Here is a 14066-nt window from a genome sequence, read left to right as displayed (position 1 = left end):
GCTCCTTTCCGGCCCTCTCCCCGCTGAAGGCATCGCTGTTCGGATCATGAGTAAGGCTAGCGGGCCGCACCTGCGATGCGGCAGTCATTAGAGGATCATGTGGTCCACGTAGCACCAGCGCCAGCTCTCGCCGGGCTCGAAGCTGCGCATCACGGGGTGTCCGGTCTCCTTGTAGTGCTCGGTGGCGTGCTGGAACGGCGATGAGTCGCAGCAGCCCACATGCCCGCAGGACAGACACAGCCGCAACTGCACCGGGTGGCTCTCCACGGCCAGGCACTCCCGGCAGGTGTCGTATCTCGGCTCCGGCTCGGGCACCGGCAGCTCGGGAACATGCGGACACTCGTTCATGATTGCCAGACTAGCCCGACGAACACTGCGACCATCGGGACGGGCTGGTTCATGGATGTATTTCCACTGTTGGTGCTGGTCGCGGGCAGCGCGGCCGTCGCGGGCGCGGCCCGCCGCACACCGGTGCCCGCTCCCCTGCTGTTGGTCGCCGTCGGACTCATCGCCTCGTACGTGCCCGGGGTGCCCGAGTACACGCTCGACCCGCATATCGTGCTGCCCCTCGTGCTGCCGCCCCTGCTGCACACGGCGGCGCTCGAAAGTTCGTACCTGGACCTGCGCGCCAACATCCGTCCCGTCGCCCTGCTGTCCATCGGATATGTGCTCTTCGCGACCCTCGTGGTCGGCTGGCTCGCCTATCTGCTGGTGCCGGACCTGCCGCTGACCGCCGCGCTCGTCCTGGGCGCGGTCATCGCCCCGCCGGACGCGGTGGCGGCGACGGCCATCGCCCGGCGCGTCGGCCTGCCCTCCCGCCTGACCACCGTCCTCCAGGGCGAGTCCCTGGTCAACGACGCCACGGCCATCACCGCCTACAAGGTGGCGCTGGCCGCGGCGGTCGGCGAGGGGGCCACCTGGACAGGGGGTCTGCGGGAATTCGCCCTCGCGGCCGTCGGCGGCGTCGGGGTCGGTCTGATCCTGATGGTGCCGCTGCACTGGCTGCGCACCCATCTGCGCGATCCGCTGCTGCAGAACACCCTCTCGCTGCTCATCCCCTTCGTCGCGTACCTGGCGGCCGAACAGGTCCATGCCTCGGGCGTGCTCGCGGTCGTCGTGGTCGCCCTCTACCTCGGGCACCACTCCTGGCAGGTGGACTTCGCCACCAGGCTCCAGGAGTCGGCGGTGTGGAAGATGATCGCCTTCGTGTTGGAGTCCGCCGTGTTCGCCCTGATCGGGCTGCAGCTGCCGGTGGTGCTGCGGGGCCTGGGCGAGTACGGGGCCGGCGAGGCGGGCTGGTACGCGGCCACGCTCTTCCTCGCGGTCGTGTGCGTACGCTTCCTCTGGGTCTTCCCCGCGACCTTCCTGCCCCGGGCGCTGTCCCGCCGGATCCGCGAGCGGGAGCCGGAGACCGACTGGACCTCGCCGGTCATCGTCGGCTGGGCCGGGATGCGCGGGGTGGTCTCGCTGGCCATCGCCTTCTCGATCCCGCTGACCGGGCACGGTGGAATCCCCTTCCCGGCTCGTAACCTCATCCTCTTTCTGACCTTTACGACCGTCATCGGCACCCTCGTCATCCAAGGGCTCACCCTGCCCGCGCTGATCCGGCTGCTGCCGGTGCCCGGCCGTGACGTGCAGGCCGAGACCTTGGCGGAGGCGCAGGCGCAGAACGAGGCGTCCCGGGCCGCCGAGCGCCGCCTCGACGAACTCCTCGCCGATGAGCGCAACGCCCTGCCCCAGCCGCTCGCCGACCGGCTCCGCGCGGTGCTGGAGCGGCGCCGCAACGCGGTGTGGGAGCGGCTGGGGGCGGTGAACGAGGTGACGGGGGAGTCGGCCGACGACACCTACCGCCGACTGGCCCGCGAGGTGATCGGCGCCGAGCGCGCGGTGTTCGTGGAACTCCGCGACGCCCGGCGGATCGACGACGAGATGCTGCGGACGCTGCTGCGCAGGCTGGACCTGGAGGAGGCGGCGGCCTACCGGGAGGAGAACGCGGACGGCTAGGGCCTGTCGTCAAAGGGGGCGTCCGGCCGCGAGCGGCGTCTGGTGCGGTGCATCGCAAGGCGGAGCGTCGCCCTCGTACTGGGCGTACTCGGGCGATGCGACAACGCAGCGAGGTGCCGCCCGCCGCGGTAGCGGCTGATGTCACTGCGGCGTCGGGAGCAGGGCGCCCCCTTTGACGACAGGCCCTGGGGCCTGTCGCCTCAGCCGGTCACTTCAGCCGGTCGCGGATGCGCGCCCGCATCGAGGCCATGGTGAAGCCGCGCGGGTCCGTCTTGCCCGGCTGCCATTCGAGATGGCCGATCACCGAGCGCTCGGTCCAGCCGTGATAGCGGCAGATCGCCGCCGCGGCCCGCTCGATCGCCTCCAGTTGGGCCTCCGGCCAGGGGTCCTTTCCGTCGCCGAGGTTTTCGCATTCGAAGCCGTAGAAACAGCGATTGCCGTCCGTGTTCGCCTCGTTGTCCGGAGGCAGGGCCTTCTCGGCGATCACCGCCCGCAGCACCTCGTCGTCGCCGAGCCCCGCGTGGTTGGCGCGGCCGTAGCCGACCAGGTGCACCTCGCCGTCCTTGGCGATCACGCCATGGCACAGCGGACCGGGCAGCGCCTCGAAGCCGTCCCGGCAGATCCGTACGGTCAGGTCGGTGCCCGAGGTGACCGTGTGGTGGATCATGACACCGTGCACCTCGCCCCAGGGCCCCTTGTGGTTTCTGTTGTGGTGCCGCCAGTCCCCGACCTGCACCACACGCAGGCCCTCTCGCTGCAGAGCCGCCAAAAAGTCCCCCGCGGACATGGGTGAGGCCATGGCCGCCTCCGTTCGCATCGTGCAGGGCCGCCCAATGCGGCCCGACTGTCACCCCCTGCATACCCACGAGAACACTCGGTGATGAATCCCTGATGCAGCGATGTGGGGCACTCCGGTTATGGTGCGTTCCGATCCGCTCGACGATGCGCAGGAAGAAGCACGCCACCATGGACTACCAGGCACTTTTGGAGGAGGTCGCGACCCACGTCGCACCACATATCGGCCAGGGCGAGGTGGCCCAGTACATCCCCGCGCTGGCCTCGGTGGACCCACGCCGGTTCGGTATCGCCGTCGCGGACGTGGACGGCACGGTGACCGGGGTCGGCGACTGGGAGGTCCCCTTCTCCGTACAGAGCATCTCCAAGGCGTTCAGCCTCGCGCTCGTCCTCGAACAGGACGGCGAGCGGATCTGGCGGCGGGTCGGCCGGGAGCCGTCCGGCAACCCCTTCAACTCCCTGGTGCAGCTGGAGTACGAGAACGGCATCCCGCGCAATCCGTTCATCAACGCCGGCGCCCTGGTCGTCACCGACCGGCTGCAGACCCTGACCGGCGACGCCAGCACGACCATGCTGGAGTTCCTGCGCGCCGAGAGCGGCAACCCCGACCTCGCCTTCGACCAGGCCGTCGCGGCCTCCGAGTCCGAGCACGGCGACCGCAATGCCGCGCTCGCGCACTTCATGGCGAGCTACGGCAACCTCGACAACCCCGTCACCACCGTCCTGGAGCACTACTTCTGGCAGTGCTCGATCGAGATGAGCTGTCGCGACCTGGCCGTCGCGGGCGGCTTCCTGGCCCGGCACGGGCTGCGCGCGGACGGCTCCCGGCTGCTGTCGCCGCGCCAGGCGAAGCGGATCAACGCGGTCATGCTCACCTGCGGTACGTACGACGCGGCGGGCGACTTCGCCTACCGCGTCGGTCTGCCCGGCAAGAGCGGCGTCGGCGGCGGCATCGTCGCGGTGATACCCGGCCGGTGCACGCTGTGCGTCTGGAGCCCGGGGCTCGACGCACGGGGCAACTCGGTGGCCGGGATGGCGGCGCTCGACCACTTCACGACGCTGACCGGCTGGTCGGTGTTCTAAGCGTGGCCGGGCGCGGTGGTGCCCGCTGGCCAACGGCCGCGGCGGGCGGGACCATGGAGAGAGCAGGAGGTGTACGCATGCAGCACGAGATGCGCGCCGAATACGAGGAAGGCAGCTCCGGGCGGGTGGCCGCCGCGCCGGTCAAGATCTGGCACATGGTCCGCGCCAACGGCACGACCGCGATGTGCGGGCGCGAGCTGGACCCGGACGCCGAGACGCAGTCGGCGGAGGTCTGGGCCACGGACGACTCAGTGCCCTTCTGTCATTCCTGTGGCGCGATGTATCTGCGCGAGGTTCCCTGACGAGGTGCTGTACCAGGAGCTGTACCAGGAGTGGGGATCCAGGCCGCTGGGCGGCCGGGCGGTGGTGTGGTCCCGTACCGCCGGGGCCGGGCCGCAGCGGGTGCTGCCGGACGGCTGCACCGATTTGATCTGGAGCTGCGGCGATCCGGCGGCCTCGGGCACCTCGGACGGGGTGCTGTTCGTGGCCGGCCCCGACACCCGGGCCCATCTCGCCCAGGGCTCGCCGGGCGCCCGCTGGGTCGGACTGCGGTTCGCCCCCGGCACCGGCCCCGATGTGCTCGGCGTGCCCGCGTACGAACTGCGGGACCAGCGGGTGCCGTTGGCGGCGCTGTGGCCGGACGCCGAGGTGCGGCGGCTCACCGAGCGGCTGGCGGAGGAGGCGGCCCGCGGCGATACGGGCGCGGATGGCGCGAGCCCGTACGGCACGGTCCCGTACGGCGCCGAGCCAGGCGCTGAGGGCCCGGATGGCGCGGCCCTCGGCGGTACGGGCCCTCGCGGGGTCAGCCGCCTCCTGGAGGCCGTCGCGCTGGACCGGCTGCACCGTGCGGAGCGGCCCGATCCGGCGGTCGGGGCGGTCGTCGCGGGGCTCTCCGGCGGCCGGTCCGTCGCCGAGGTCGCCGCGGCGGTGGGCCTCGGGGAGCGGCAGCTGCACCGGCGGTCGCTCGCGGCGTTCGGCTACGGCCCCAAGACGCTGGCCCGGGTCCTGCGGCTGAACCGCGCGCTGGACGCGGCCCGGGCGGGAACGGCCTTCGCCGAGGTCGCGGCCGTCACCGGATACGCCGACCAGGCCCATCTCGCACGCGAGGTCAGGGCGCTGACCGGGGCGCCGCTGGGCCGGCTCCTTCGGTAGTGGCGCCCGGTCAGCTGGACAGGGTCAGCTGGACAGGGTCAGCCGGGCAGGGGCGCGAACAGGTCGACGCCGTTGCCGTCCGGGTCGAGGACGGTGGCGTACCGGTGCCCCCAGAACGCGTCCCACGGCTGCTTGTAGCCGCGCACACCCGACTGGACGAGCTCGGCGTACGTCTTGTCCACATCCGCCGGGCTGTCGCACGCGAAGGCCAGGCCGATACGGCTGGACCCGCCCGACGACGGCGTCCAGTCGGGGTCGAAGGAGCGGACCGTCTCGATGGGGTCCCACATCAGGCGCAGCCCGCCGGGCAGGGTCGCCTCGACATGCGGCTGGTTGTCGGCGTCGGCGGGAATGCTGAGACCGAGGCGTCGATAGAAGGCGAGAGATGCGGCCAGGTCGGTCACGACCAGGCCGATCGCGTCGAATCGTGCTGTCATGGCGGCAGCGTAGGCACGCGGGAGGCCGCCGGTCTTGAACGAATCGGACACGGCCTGGCGGCGTGTCCTATGGGCAGCGGATGACCTGACCCGCGTACGACAGATTGCCGCCGAAGCCGAAGAGCAGCACCGGCGCGCCCGGAGCGATCTCCCGCCGCTCGACCAGCTTGGACAGCGCGAGCGGCACGCTGGCCGCCGAGGTGTTGCCGGAGTCGACGACATCGCGCGCGATGACCGCGTTCGTGGCGCCGAGCTTGCGCGCGACCGGCTCGATGATCCGCAGGTTCGCCTGGTGCAGCACCACCCCGGCCAGCTCCTCGGGGGTGATTCCGGCCCGTGCGCACACCTCGCGCGCGATGGGCGGCAGTTGGGTGGTGGCCCAGCGGTAGACGGCCTGGCCCTCCTGCGAGAAGCGGGGCGGAGAGCCCTCGATACGTACGGCGTGGCCCATCTCGGGCACCGAGCCCCAGACCACCGGACCGATCCCCGGGACGCCGTCCCCGTCCGCCTCCTGTGCCCGGTCATCGGCCACCACGACCGCCGCGCCGGCGCCGTCGCCGAGCAGCACGCAGCTGGAGCGGTCGGTCCAGTCGGCCGCCTCGGTGAACTTGTCGGCGCCGATGACCAGGGCGGCGGAGGCCGCCCCGGCCCGGATGGTGTGATCGGCGGTGGCCAGGGCGTGGGTGAAGCCCGCGCAGACCACATTGATGTCCAAGGTGGCGGGGGAGCCGAGGCCCAGCCGGGCGGCGACGCGAGCCGCCATATTGGGGCTGCGGTCGATCGCCGTGGACGTGGCGACGACCACGAGGTCGATGTCGGCGAGTGCGAGCCCGCTCGCGGCGAGGGCCTTGCTGGCCGCCGCGGCGGCCATCTCGTCCACTGTCTCGTCCGCCCGGGCGATGTGCCGGGTGCGGATCCCGACCCGGGTGCGGATCCATTCGTCGCTGGTGTCGACGATGGCGGCCAGATCGTCGTTGGTGAGCACCCTCGCGGGCTGGTAGTGGCCGACGGCGGCTATGCGTGAACCCGTCATCTCTGCCCCTTCGCGCGGGTGTCGTCCATCCGGCCGCCGCCCGGATATGCGGGGTGGGCGGCGCCCGGTCGGGCTGTGCAGGCCAGTCTTGTGGGGCGCACGGGCCCCGCGCGCGCCGTTATGTACCAACATTGCGCCTCGAGATCTGGAGCTTTCCACCTTTCCAGCCAAGGAACCGGATCCCTCGTTGCCACCGTCTGAGGACATGTCCGCCGGTCAGGCGGGTACGGGCACGGTGAATATCACGGTGATGCGCGGTACGGCCGAGCCGGAGCCGCGGGCGGGGGAGTGCGGAGTGCGGTACGTCGGGGGACGGATGTCGCGGCCGGGGTGGCAGCGGACCTGGCTGGTGGTGCTGGCGCTGGTGTCGATCCAGCTCGGATCGCTGGTGTGGCCGGCGTACGCCTGTGGCTGCGGCGGGCTGGTGCCCGGCCGGAACACCACCGTGGCGGTGGCGCGGGAGACATCGGTGGTGCGCTGGGACGGCCACACCGAGGAGATCGTCATGAGCCTGACGGTGGGCGGCGACGCCCACGAGGCGGCTTGGATCATGCCCGTGCCGCACCGGGCGACGGTCCGGCTCGGGGACCGCGCGCTGTTCGACGAGGTGGGCGAGGTCACCGCGCCGGTGCACCGGACGCGCCACTACTTCTGGCCGAGGACGGGCGACTGGCCCTTCGACGACCGAAAGATCAGGTACGTCGACGGGGCCGGCGCCGGGGCGGGCGTCCCGTCGAGCGCGCCCCCGCGCGTGGGCGTCGTCGGCCGTGAACGGCTCGGTCCGTTCGACGTCGCCCGGCTCACCGCGACCGACCCGGACGCGCTGCGCGACTGGCTGGAGAAGCACGGCTTCCAGCTGCCGGACCGGCTGGCGGACGGGCTCAAGCCGTACGTACGCGCCAAGTGGGAGTACGTGGCGGTGCGCCTGGCGCCCGCGGCGGTCGCCGACCGGGGCGACGGGGCCAAGGACGGGGCCAAGGACGGGGCCAAGGACGTGCTGGGCGGGACGCTCGACCCGCTGCGGCTCACCTTCGAATCGAACCGTCTGATCTATCCCATGCGGCTGTCGCGGCTGGCGAAGACGCCGCAGAACCTCGAGCTGTACGTCCTGGCGCCGCACCGCATGGAGCCGCGCGGCGACATCGGGGGCGGGGCGCCGCGGGTGACCTACGCCGGGTGGTTCACCCCGGGGCAGGCGCCGCTGGGGGACCTGGCGGAGCTGGCGGGGAAGCGGATGTTCCTGACGAGCTTCCAGCAGTCGTTTCCGCGGCCGGAACTCATCTACGGGGACCATGAGTTCCGGCGCGCGGAGAAGGACGACACCTATCAACGCGTCACATACGACCACAAGCTGCTGACCATCGGGGGCGTCCCCGCGTGGCTGCTGACCGTGGGCGGCGGCCTGCTGGCCGTGCTGGCCGGCGCGCTGACGCTGCTGATGGCGGCCAGGCGGCGCAGGCGGGCGGATCGGTTCTGGGGGCCGGGAGGCCCGCCCGGGCCGGGGGACTCGCCGGGGTATCCGCAGCACCTGTCGCCGGGTCAGGACAGCTTGCCGTCGTAGTCCGGAAGCTTGCAGGTCCGCGGGGTGCGGGGTGTTGTCCGGGCAGGCCGCGGGGGTTCTAGGGGCAGGCAGCGGGGTGTTGTTCATGAGCCCACCGCAAATACGCCAACGACACTTGCCCGCCCGTTCGTTGACTGGTGGGCGGATAGATGGGTATGTCATGTACTGACGGGGTCGCGCCTCCATCACCCCAAGGGGGCTTTCATGTTTGACGATCGGCCCGCATTCGGTGTTCGTGTGCGTGTGCTCGGCGGCGTCACGGTGGCTGAGATCTCCGGTGAGCTGGACATCTTCGCCGCGGCGAGGATGTCCGCCCGGCTCGATTCCCTCGCCCGCGAGGCCCGTCCGAACCTGGTCCTGGACCTGCGGATGGTGACCTTCCTGGACTGTGCCGGGGTGTCCCTGCTGTGCCGCCTGCGCAATCGCGCGCTGGAGCGCGGCGGACGGCTGCGGCTGGTGATCGTCGACCCGCGGTTCACCCGGCTGCTGCGCATGGTCCGGCTCGAGGACGCCTTCGAGGTCGTGGATGACCTGGCCCTGGCGGTCGCGCGGTCGGGGGAGGTGAGCGCCGGAGGGAGCAATGGCGTCATCGCCTGAACCGTCGCCAAGCATCGTCCGACCAAGTGTCAATAGTAAGAACAGAAATTCACTCGTACGAGCGCATTTACTCTGGGAAATATGGGGTGCCTACCTCCGTAACCGGCGGTCACCCCTCTACGCTCGCGGCACGTCACCCAGGACCCGGTGGTATCCGCCCCGATGCAGACTGTGCCCGCTTCCGGGAGCCTATCGATGGTGAAAGGGGGCAGTGTGCCGTTCCGAGGTGATTTCGCGATGACGCAGCAAGGCGCTCCCCGCCAGGAGGCGCCTCCGCCTGCCGCGATCACCCCCGAGCGCTTCCGCGCGGACCGGAGCGCGGCGCCCCGCGCCTGCGCGTACGGCGTCGGCGGATACACGGTCGTGGAGCTCCACGGCGAGATCGACATCGTCGGCCGGGAATCCGTCGGCCTGGAGCTGGACCGGGCCACCTCCCCGCCCGCGCCCGCCGTCGTCATCGACCTGACCCCGACGTGCTTCTTCGACTGCTCGGGGGTGGAGCTGCTGTGCCGTGCCTACCGCAGGGTGCGGGACCGCGGTGGCCGGCTGCGGGTGGTCTGCGACAGCCCGCTGATCCTGCGCACGCTGCGGGTGGGCGGGCTGCTGGACGTGGTGTGCCCGGTGCCGACGCTGGCGGACGCGTTACGGGAGGACTGACCGGGGCGGAATGGGGCTGCGGCCGACCGGGGCAGGGGTCGGGGCCGGGACTGAGGCTCCCGGGTCCAGACCGCTCGCGCCCGCCGCTCAGGCCCGCCGCTTCCGCCCGGAGCCGACGCGGTGGCCCGGCCGCCAGCGGCTGAGGGCGCGGTGGTGACGCAGAGGGCGTTGCCCGGGCGGGGTGTCGCCGTAGCGGAGGGCGGAGACCCGACTGCCGTGCTGGGCGTTGAGCCGGTGGATCACCACCACGCCCACGGCGATCAGCGCGGCGATCACGGCCACGGTGACGACGGTCTCCATGGTGCTCACTCCCCGCGGCCGGACCCCAGCCCCAGGGGAATCCGGCCGGTATGTGCGAAATGCTCTCGGTGCCTTTACCGTACTCCCGGCGGACACCGGACCGCACCCGGCGTGAAGCGGGTGCCGGGTGCGGTGCGAGGTGCTGGTGATGGTGGCCCTATCGGGCGCTTACCTCGAGCGTCTTGGTGAGGCCGGCCAGGCCGTTCGCCCACAGTTGGTTCACCCTGCTGATCTCGGCCGCGTTGGGCTGTGAGTTCTTGCAGGATGTGCCCGGCCCGCCGCCCGACATCAGCTCGCTGCACGGACCGGAGTAGTGGTCCGGCAGTCCGAGCACATGCCCGGTCTCGTGCGCGGTGACACGGGTGGAGTCGTACTGCTGGTTCTGCGCGTAGTCCAGGAAGATGTAGCCGCTGCCATGGCCGTCCGTGCTCGCGTACGAGCCGGCGGGGTCGTTGCCCTCGCGGTACTCGAAGTCGGCGTTGCTGCCCTCCTGGAGCTTCACATTGCTGACCGAGGAGTTCCAGATCTGGGTGGAGCGGGCTATCACGGACTTGAAGCTCGGGGCCCTGCTCGTGCTGTAGGTGACGGTGACGGCCTGCGTGCCGGGCACCACGCCCCGCTTGGCCAGCACCGACTTGATCACGGCCTTGAGGAAGGCGTCGGTGTCGCCGCGGCTCTCGCCGCTCGCGACGTACGCGGACTTGGCGGTGTGGCTGACGGCGCCGCTGTCGGGTGTGGCGGCGGAGGCGGGTACGGCGGACAGGGTCGAGGCCAGGCCGAGGCCCAGGGTGGTCACGAGCGCAGACGTGGAGAATCTCATGTGGGGGGCTCCTCATCGTCCGTCAGGCCGCGGCCGGCCGCCGTGGTGTGGGAGGCGGGCCGAGGCCGTGGGATGAACGCTTGGTGCCCCGAAGTCTTGGTGAGATCTGGCGCTACGCGGAGATATCAACAGGCGATAGCACCATCACATCACCCCGGCGTGCCGCCATGTTTCCGGCTGTCTCCCCGACGCGATCGACCGTCAATTGGCTGCCCGGGATGTGGTGTTCGTGTGGGTTGAGTGTCTGGTGTGACGTCCTGACGCCCCGTTATGCTCGCGCCGTGGAGCTCGAGGTCAGGCACCTTCGCGCACTGTGCGCCATCGCCGACACCGGCAGCTTACGGAAGGCCGCACGGCAGCTGGGCATGAGCCAGCCCTCGTTGACGACTCAGCTCAGGCGCATCGAGAACGCCATCGGCGGTTCGCTGTTCTCGCGCGAGCTCACCGGCAGCCGGCCGACCCCGCTCGGACGCTCCGTGCTGTGCCGGGCCCGGCCCATCGTGGCCGAAATGAACGCCCTGGTCGCCGAGGCCAAACAGGAGGCCGGCCGGGCCACCGGCGCCCGGCTGCGCGTCGGCAGCACGGGCAGCCAGGCCGTGGCGGGATGGCTGCGCCGACTCCGCGCCCGCTTTCCCGACGCGGACACCACGATCCACATCGACGTCTGGGCCGACTCTTTGCTGCGGATGGTCGCCGAGAACCAACTGGACGTCGCTTTCGTCCACGAGGCCGAGGACGCCCCGCTGCGGGCCCCCGACGGCGTAAGGCGACGCGTCCTCGTCGCCCGGGAGCCGCAGTTCGTCGCCCTCCCCACCACCCACCCGGCCGCCGCCCGCCCCCTCGTCACCCTCGCCGACCTCGCCGCCGACCAGTGGATGGTCGACCCCGCCCTGGACGGTCAGGAAGCCACCCTCCGCCGCGTCTTCGCCGCGGCGGGCCGAAGACCCCGCGTCGTCTACGGCGATTACCCCACCGCCGCCGACCTGGTCGCCTCCGGCGAACTCATCACCCTCTGCCGCCCCACCGCCACCCCCCGCCCCGGCCTCACCATCCGCCCCCTCCGCGACGACCCCCTCACCCTCCGCCTGTCCCTGGCCTCCCGCGCCACCGACCCGCCCACCGCGGACGCGCTCTTCCACGACCTCAGGGACTCCTATCTGGAGGCGGCCTGGGCGAGCGCGGCGTACCGACAGTGGCTGCTGCGCAACGACAACCCCCTGCTGCGCACCCGCGACGGCATGCTCCCCGTCCCGCCCCCGGCCCGTGAGGCATCGGCATAAGGCGGTCACGACGCGGCCGCGCCCGGCAGGAGCCCGGACACCACCGCGCGTACGACGTCCCTGGTGTCCATGGCGGGGACGCCGAGGGTGAGGCGGTCGAAGGCTACGCCGGTCAGCAGGGAGGCCAGGGCGTCGATGTGCTCGTCGGTCGCCTCCGGGTGGACGGCACGGACCTGGGCGGCGCGAGTGCGTAGGGTCACGGCGCGCAGTTCACGCATGACGGCGGCCAGTTCCGGGCTGCGGGCGGCTTCCAGGGAGAGCTCGAAGCGGGCCAGGTAGCGGTTGCGGGCCGCGCCCGCCCCGACGTCGACCGCGGTGGCCAGAGCTTCGACGAGATCCGCGCGGTCGGACGAGGCGGACGTCGATGCCGCTGCCTCGGCGGCGAGTTGGTGGTCCAGGATGCGGTGGGCGATGGCCTCGTAAAGGGCGGCTCTGGTCCGGAAGTAGTTCGAGGTGGTGCCGACCGGCACGCCGGCAGCGGCGTCGATCGCGCGATGGGTCACGGCGGCGAGGCCGGCGTCGTCGATGAGCCGCATGGCGGTGTCGGCGAGGAGTTCCCGGCGATTGCTCTTCTTCGGCATGCCTTGACACTACTACATTGCAGTACTACAAATGAGTACTACGACGTAGTGATGCGCCTGTGGCGGAAGGAGAGATCCGATGGCGAAGCGCGACATCGACCACCGTGAAACCCAGGTCCTCGTGGTGGGCGCCGGCCCGACCGGCCTGACCCTGGCCCTCGAACTCGCCCGCCGCGGCGTCGACCACGTACTCATCGACGCCGCCGAGACCCCCGCGACCGGATCGCGCGGAAAGGGACTCCAGCCGCGCAGCCTGGAGGTGCTGGACGACCTCGGCGTCGTCGACGAGGTTCTGGCGTACGGGGCCGTCGGCACGCCGCTGCGGCTGCATGAGGGGCGTGAACTCACCGCTGAGCTGGCCACCGCCACCTCGACGGGACCGCGGCCGGGCGTCCCGTACCCCAACCTGGTGCTGCTGCCCGAGTGGCGGGTCGAGCGGGTACTGCGCGACCGGCTCGCGGAGTTCGGCGGTGCGGTGCTGTACGGCGCCGGGCTGGAGGGCTTCGAGCAGGGCGCCCGCGGCGTCACCGCCACGCTCGCGGGCGGTACGACGGTCAAGGCCCGCTACGCGGTCGGCTGCGACGGCGGCCGCAGCACAGTGCGCCGCCTGCTCGGCGCGAAGCTGGACGGGCACACGCACGACGACCAGTACTTCCTCGTCGGCGATGTGAAGATCGACGGGCTGGCGCGCGACGCCTCCAGCGCCTGGTTCGGCCAAGGCGGCACATACCTGGCCGTGGCGCCGCTGCCGCACGCCGGCAACGCCTGGCAGTACCAGGCCAACGTGGTACCCGAAGCGGACGGTTCGGTCCCCGAGCCGACCCTTGAGATCTTCCGCGAGCTGTTCCGGGAGCGCTCCGGTCGGACGGACGTGACCCTGACGGAGGCGAGCTGGCTGTCGCGTTACCGCTTCAACGCCCGCATGGTCTCCGACTACCGGCACGGCCGGGTCTTCCTCGCCGGCGACGCCGCGCATGTGCACTCCCCGGCCGGCGGCCAGGGCATGAACACCGGCATCCAGGACGCGTACAACCTGGGCTGGAAGCTGGCCGCCGTCCTCGCCGGCGCGCCCGAGACGCTGCTCGACAGTTACGGCGCCGAGCGCGTGCCCGTCGCCGCCAAGGTGCTGGCCGACAGCTCGCGCGGCTTCGAGTCGGTGTTCGCCCTGAAGGGCGCCCGCCGCCTCGTACGCGACCACATGCTCTTTCCCCTGATCAAGCACCCCGCCGTCATGAACCGCCTGCTGGCCAGGACCGACCAACTCGGCATCGCCTACCCCGACTCCCCCCTCACCGCGGCAGGCACCACCCGCCGCGGCCCCAAGGCGGGCGAGCGCGCGCCCGACGCCCGCGGCACCGCCGCCGACGGCGCGCCGCTGCGGCTGTACGACGTCACCCGGGGCCCGCACTGGACGATTCTCGGCTTCGGCACGGAGACCACCTCGGCGCTGCGCGCGCTCGGGGGCCCGCGGGTGCGCGCCGTGCGGGCGGTCGGCCGCCGGGCCCGGCAGGTGCACCCGAGCGGCGACCAGGGGCACTTCCCGCGGACTCTTTCCGGCGACGAGGCCGCGCGCCTCTACCGGGCCCGCCGGGGCGAGCTGGTACTGATCCGCCCCGACGGCTACATCGCCCTGCGCACCAACAGCGCCCAGGCGGTGACCGCCTACCTGAGCCGCGTCCTTCCGCCCGAGGCCGAGACGGCAGCTGCCCGGCGGCCGGCCGCCTGAGGGGAGCCCGTGCACAGGCTCCCCGTAACTCCGCGTCGCC

17 protein-coding genes are annotated in these 14066 nt (G+C 71.8%); 9 read left to right on the top strand and 8 right to left on the bottom strand.

The features are described 5' to 3' along the window. Window positions 1-87: 87 nt before the first annotated feature. Window positions 88-348, bottom strand: coding sequence for a UBP-type zinc finger domain-containing protein (locus tag ACH4U7_RS26905; RefSeq protein WP_398530402.1), 261 nt, complete (start codon window positions 346-348; stop codon window positions 88-90). 51 nt (window positions 349-399) lie between these two features. Between ACH4U7_RS26905 and ACH4U7_RS26900 the strand changes: the two genes are divergently transcribed. Further along, window positions 400-2004, top strand: a complete 1605-nt coding sequence (locus tag ACH4U7_RS26900; RefSeq protein WP_398530401.1) for a Na+/H+ antiporter — start codon at window positions 400-402, stop codon at window positions 2002-2004. 208 nt (window positions 2005-2212) lie between these two features. Here the strand turns inward: ACH4U7_RS26900 and ACH4U7_RS26895 are convergent, their stop codons facing one another. Next, a complete protein-coding gene (locus ACH4U7_RS26895) occupies window positions 2213-2803 on the bottom strand; it encodes an N-acetylmuramoyl-L-alanine amidase (protein ID WP_398530400.1) in 591 nt (196 codons plus the stop codon). A 167-nt stretch (window positions 2804-2970) separates the two neighbouring features. Here ACH4U7_RS26895 and ACH4U7_RS26890 point away from each other — a divergent pair, with 167 nt between their 5' ends. The 3 genes from ACH4U7_RS26890 to ACH4U7_RS26880 all read left to right on the top strand — a co-directional run bounded on the left by ACH4U7_RS26890 (window position 2971) and on the right by ACH4U7_RS26880 (window position 5034). Beyond that, a complete protein-coding gene (locus ACH4U7_RS26890) occupies window positions 2971-3882 on the top strand; it encodes a glutaminase (protein ID WP_398530658.1) in 912 nt (303 codons plus the stop codon). 77 nt (window positions 3883-3959) lie between these two features. Then, a complete protein-coding gene (locus ACH4U7_RS26885; RefSeq protein ID WP_014176545.1) occupies window positions 3960-4184 on the top strand; it encodes a hypothetical protein in 225 nt (74 codons plus the stop codon). A 4-nt stretch (window positions 4185-4188) separates the two neighbouring features. Continuing rightward, a complete protein-coding gene (locus ACH4U7_RS26880) occupies window positions 4189-5034 on the top strand; it encodes a DUF6597 domain-containing transcriptional factor (RefSeq protein ID WP_398530399.1) in 846 nt (281 codons plus the stop codon). 38 nt (window positions 5035-5072) lie between these two features. Here the strand turns inward: ACH4U7_RS26880 and ACH4U7_RS26875 are convergent, their stop codons facing one another. From ACH4U7_RS26875 to ACH4U7_RS26865, 3 genes are all read right to left on the bottom strand, one after another. After that, window positions 5073-5471 carry a VOC family protein gene (locus ACH4U7_RS26875; protein ID WP_398530398.1) on the bottom strand — a complete coding sequence of 133 codons (399 nt, stop codon included), beginning with the start codon at window positions 5469-5471 and terminating at the stop codon, window positions 5073-5075. A gap of 67 nt (window positions 5472-5538) precedes the next feature. Continuing rightward, complete coding sequence (locus ACH4U7_RS26870) at window positions 5539-6504, bottom strand: beta-ketoacyl-ACP synthase III (protein WP_398530397.1); 966 nt, start codon at window positions 6502-6504, stop codon at window positions 5539-5541. Between the two features lie 216 nt (window positions 6505-6720). Next, a complete protein-coding gene (locus tag ACH4U7_RS26865; protein ID WP_398530676.1) occupies window positions 6721-7011 on the bottom strand; it encodes a hypothetical protein in 291 nt (96 codons plus the stop codon). On the opposite strand from ACH4U7_RS26865, the gene ACH4U7_RS26860 reads away from it, so the two are divergent. The 3 genes from ACH4U7_RS26860 (at window position 6893) to ACH4U7_RS26850 (ending at window position 9319) form a co-directional block, all read left to right on the top strand. Further along, window positions 6893-8065, top strand: a complete 1173-nt coding sequence (locus ACH4U7_RS26860) for a DUF2330 domain-containing protein (RefSeq protein WP_398530657.1) — start codon at window positions 6893-6895, stop codon at window positions 8063-8065. The genes ACH4U7_RS26865 and ACH4U7_RS26860 overlap by 119 nt on opposite strands. Window positions 8066-8269: 204 nt before the next feature. Next, on the top strand, window positions 8270-8662 hold the full coding sequence (locus tag ACH4U7_RS26855) for an STAS domain-containing protein (RefSeq protein WP_398530396.1): 393 nt from the start codon (window positions 8270-8272) through the stop codon (window positions 8660-8662). A gap of 237 nt (window positions 8663-8899) precedes the next feature. Continuing rightward, window positions 8900-9319 carry an anti-sigma factor antagonist gene (locus tag ACH4U7_RS26850; protein ID WP_089511132.1) on the top strand — a complete coding sequence of 140 codons (420 nt, stop codon included), beginning with the start codon at window positions 8900-8902 and terminating at the stop codon, window positions 9317-9319. Between the two features lie 87 nt (window positions 9320-9406). Here ACH4U7_RS26850 and ACH4U7_RS26845 read toward each other — a convergent pair whose 3' ends face one another. Together ACH4U7_RS26845 and snpA are read right to left on the bottom strand one after the other, a co-directional pair. After that, complete coding sequence (locus ACH4U7_RS26845; RefSeq protein ID WP_398530395.1) at window positions 9407-9619, bottom strand: hypothetical protein; 213 nt, start codon at window positions 9617-9619, stop codon at window positions 9407-9409. 157 nt (window positions 9620-9776) lie between these two features. Beyond that, window positions 9777-10439: a snapalysin gene (gene snpA / locus ACH4U7_RS26840; RefSeq protein WP_398530394.1), complete on the bottom strand. Its 663-nt coding sequence runs from the start codon at window positions 10437-10439 to the stop codon at window positions 9777-9779. 281 nt (window positions 10440-10720) lie between these two features. Between snpA and ACH4U7_RS26835 the strand changes: the two genes are divergently transcribed. Beyond that, window positions 10721-11719, top strand: a complete 999-nt coding sequence (locus ACH4U7_RS26835) for a LysR substrate-binding domain-containing protein (RefSeq protein ID WP_398530393.1) — start codon at window positions 10721-10723, stop codon at window positions 11717-11719. Between the two features lie 5 nt (window positions 11720-11724). Here ACH4U7_RS26835 and ACH4U7_RS26830 read toward each other — a convergent pair whose 3' ends face one another. Further along, a complete protein-coding gene (locus ACH4U7_RS26830; protein ID WP_398530392.1) occupies window positions 11725-12300 on the bottom strand; it encodes a TetR/AcrR family transcriptional regulator in 576 nt (191 codons plus the stop codon). Window positions 12301-12379: 79 nt separating this feature from the next. Here ACH4U7_RS26830 and ACH4U7_RS26825 point away from each other — a divergent pair, with 79 nt between their 5' ends. Then, on the top strand, window positions 12380-14026 hold the full coding sequence (locus tag ACH4U7_RS26825) for an FAD-dependent oxidoreductase (protein WP_398530391.1): 1647 nt from the start codon (window positions 12380-12382) through the stop codon (window positions 14024-14026). Window positions 14027-14066 lie beyond the last annotated feature (40 nt).

The sequence above is a fragment of the Streptomyces sp. NPDC020845 genome, assembly GCF_044334165.1.
Taxonomy (GTDB): domain Bacteria; phylum Actinomycetota; class Actinomycetes; order Streptomycetales; family Streptomycetaceae; genus Streptomyces.
This window is presented reverse-complemented; position numbering and strand designations above follow the sequence as displayed.

What these genes read in the sequence shown, in the direction of transcription:
- ACH4U7_RS26905 (WP_398530402.1), bottom strand. Translation starts at nt 348, where the DNA reads ATGAACGAGTGTCCGCATGTTCCCGAGCTGCCGGTGCCCGAGCCGGAG.
- snpA (WP_398530394.1), bottom strand. Translation starts at nt 10,439, where the DNA reads ATGAGATTCTCCACGTCTGCGCTCGTGACCACCCTGGGCCTCGGCCTG.
- ACH4U7_RS26895 (WP_398530400.1), bottom strand. Translation starts at nt 2,803, where the DNA reads ATGGCCTCACCCATGTCCGCGGGGGACTTTTTGGCGGCTCTGCAGCGA.
- ACH4U7_RS26875 (WP_398530398.1), bottom strand. Translation starts at nt 5,471, where the DNA reads ATGACAGCACGATTCGACGCGATCGGCCTGGTCGTGACCGACCTGGCC.
- ACH4U7_RS26870 (WP_398530397.1), bottom strand. Translation starts at nt 6,504, where the DNA reads ATGACGGGTTCACGCATAGCCGCCGTCGGCCACTACCAGCCCGCGAGG.
- ACH4U7_RS26865 (WP_398530676.1), bottom strand. Translation starts at nt 7,011, where the DNA reads ATGACGATCTCCTCGGTGTGGCCGTCCCAGCGCACCACCGATGTCTCC.
- ACH4U7_RS26845 (WP_398530395.1), bottom strand. Translation starts at nt 9,619, where the DNA reads ATGGAGACCGTCGTCACCGTGGCCGTGATCGCCGCGCTGATCGCCGTG.
- ACH4U7_RS26825 (WP_398530391.1), top strand. Translation starts at nt 12,380, where the DNA reads ATGGCGAAGCGCGACATCGACCACCGTGAAACCCAGGTCCTCGTGGTG.
- ACH4U7_RS26855 (WP_398530396.1), top strand. Translation starts at nt 8,270, where the DNA reads ATGTTTGACGATCGGCCCGCATTCGGTGTTCGTGTGCGTGTGCTCGGC.
- ACH4U7_RS26830 (WP_398530392.1), bottom strand. Translation starts at nt 12,300, where the DNA reads ATGCCGAAGAAGAGCAATCGCCGGGAACTCCTCGCCGACACCGCCATG.
- ACH4U7_RS26900 (WP_398530401.1), top strand. Translation starts at nt 400, where the DNA reads ATGGATGTATTTCCACTGTTGGTGCTGGTCGCGGGCAGCGCGGCCGTC.
- ACH4U7_RS26890 (WP_398530658.1), top strand. Translation starts at nt 2,971, where the DNA reads ATGGACTACCAGGCACTTTTGGAGGAGGTCGCGACCCACGTCGCACCA.
- ACH4U7_RS26850 (WP_089511132.1), top strand. Translation starts at nt 8,900, where the DNA reads ATGACGCAGCAAGGCGCTCCCCGCCAGGAGGCGCCTCCGCCTGCCGCG.
- ACH4U7_RS26885 (WP_014176545.1), top strand. Translation starts at nt 3,960, where the DNA reads ATGCAGCACGAGATGCGCGCCGAATACGAGGAAGGCAGCTCCGGGCGG.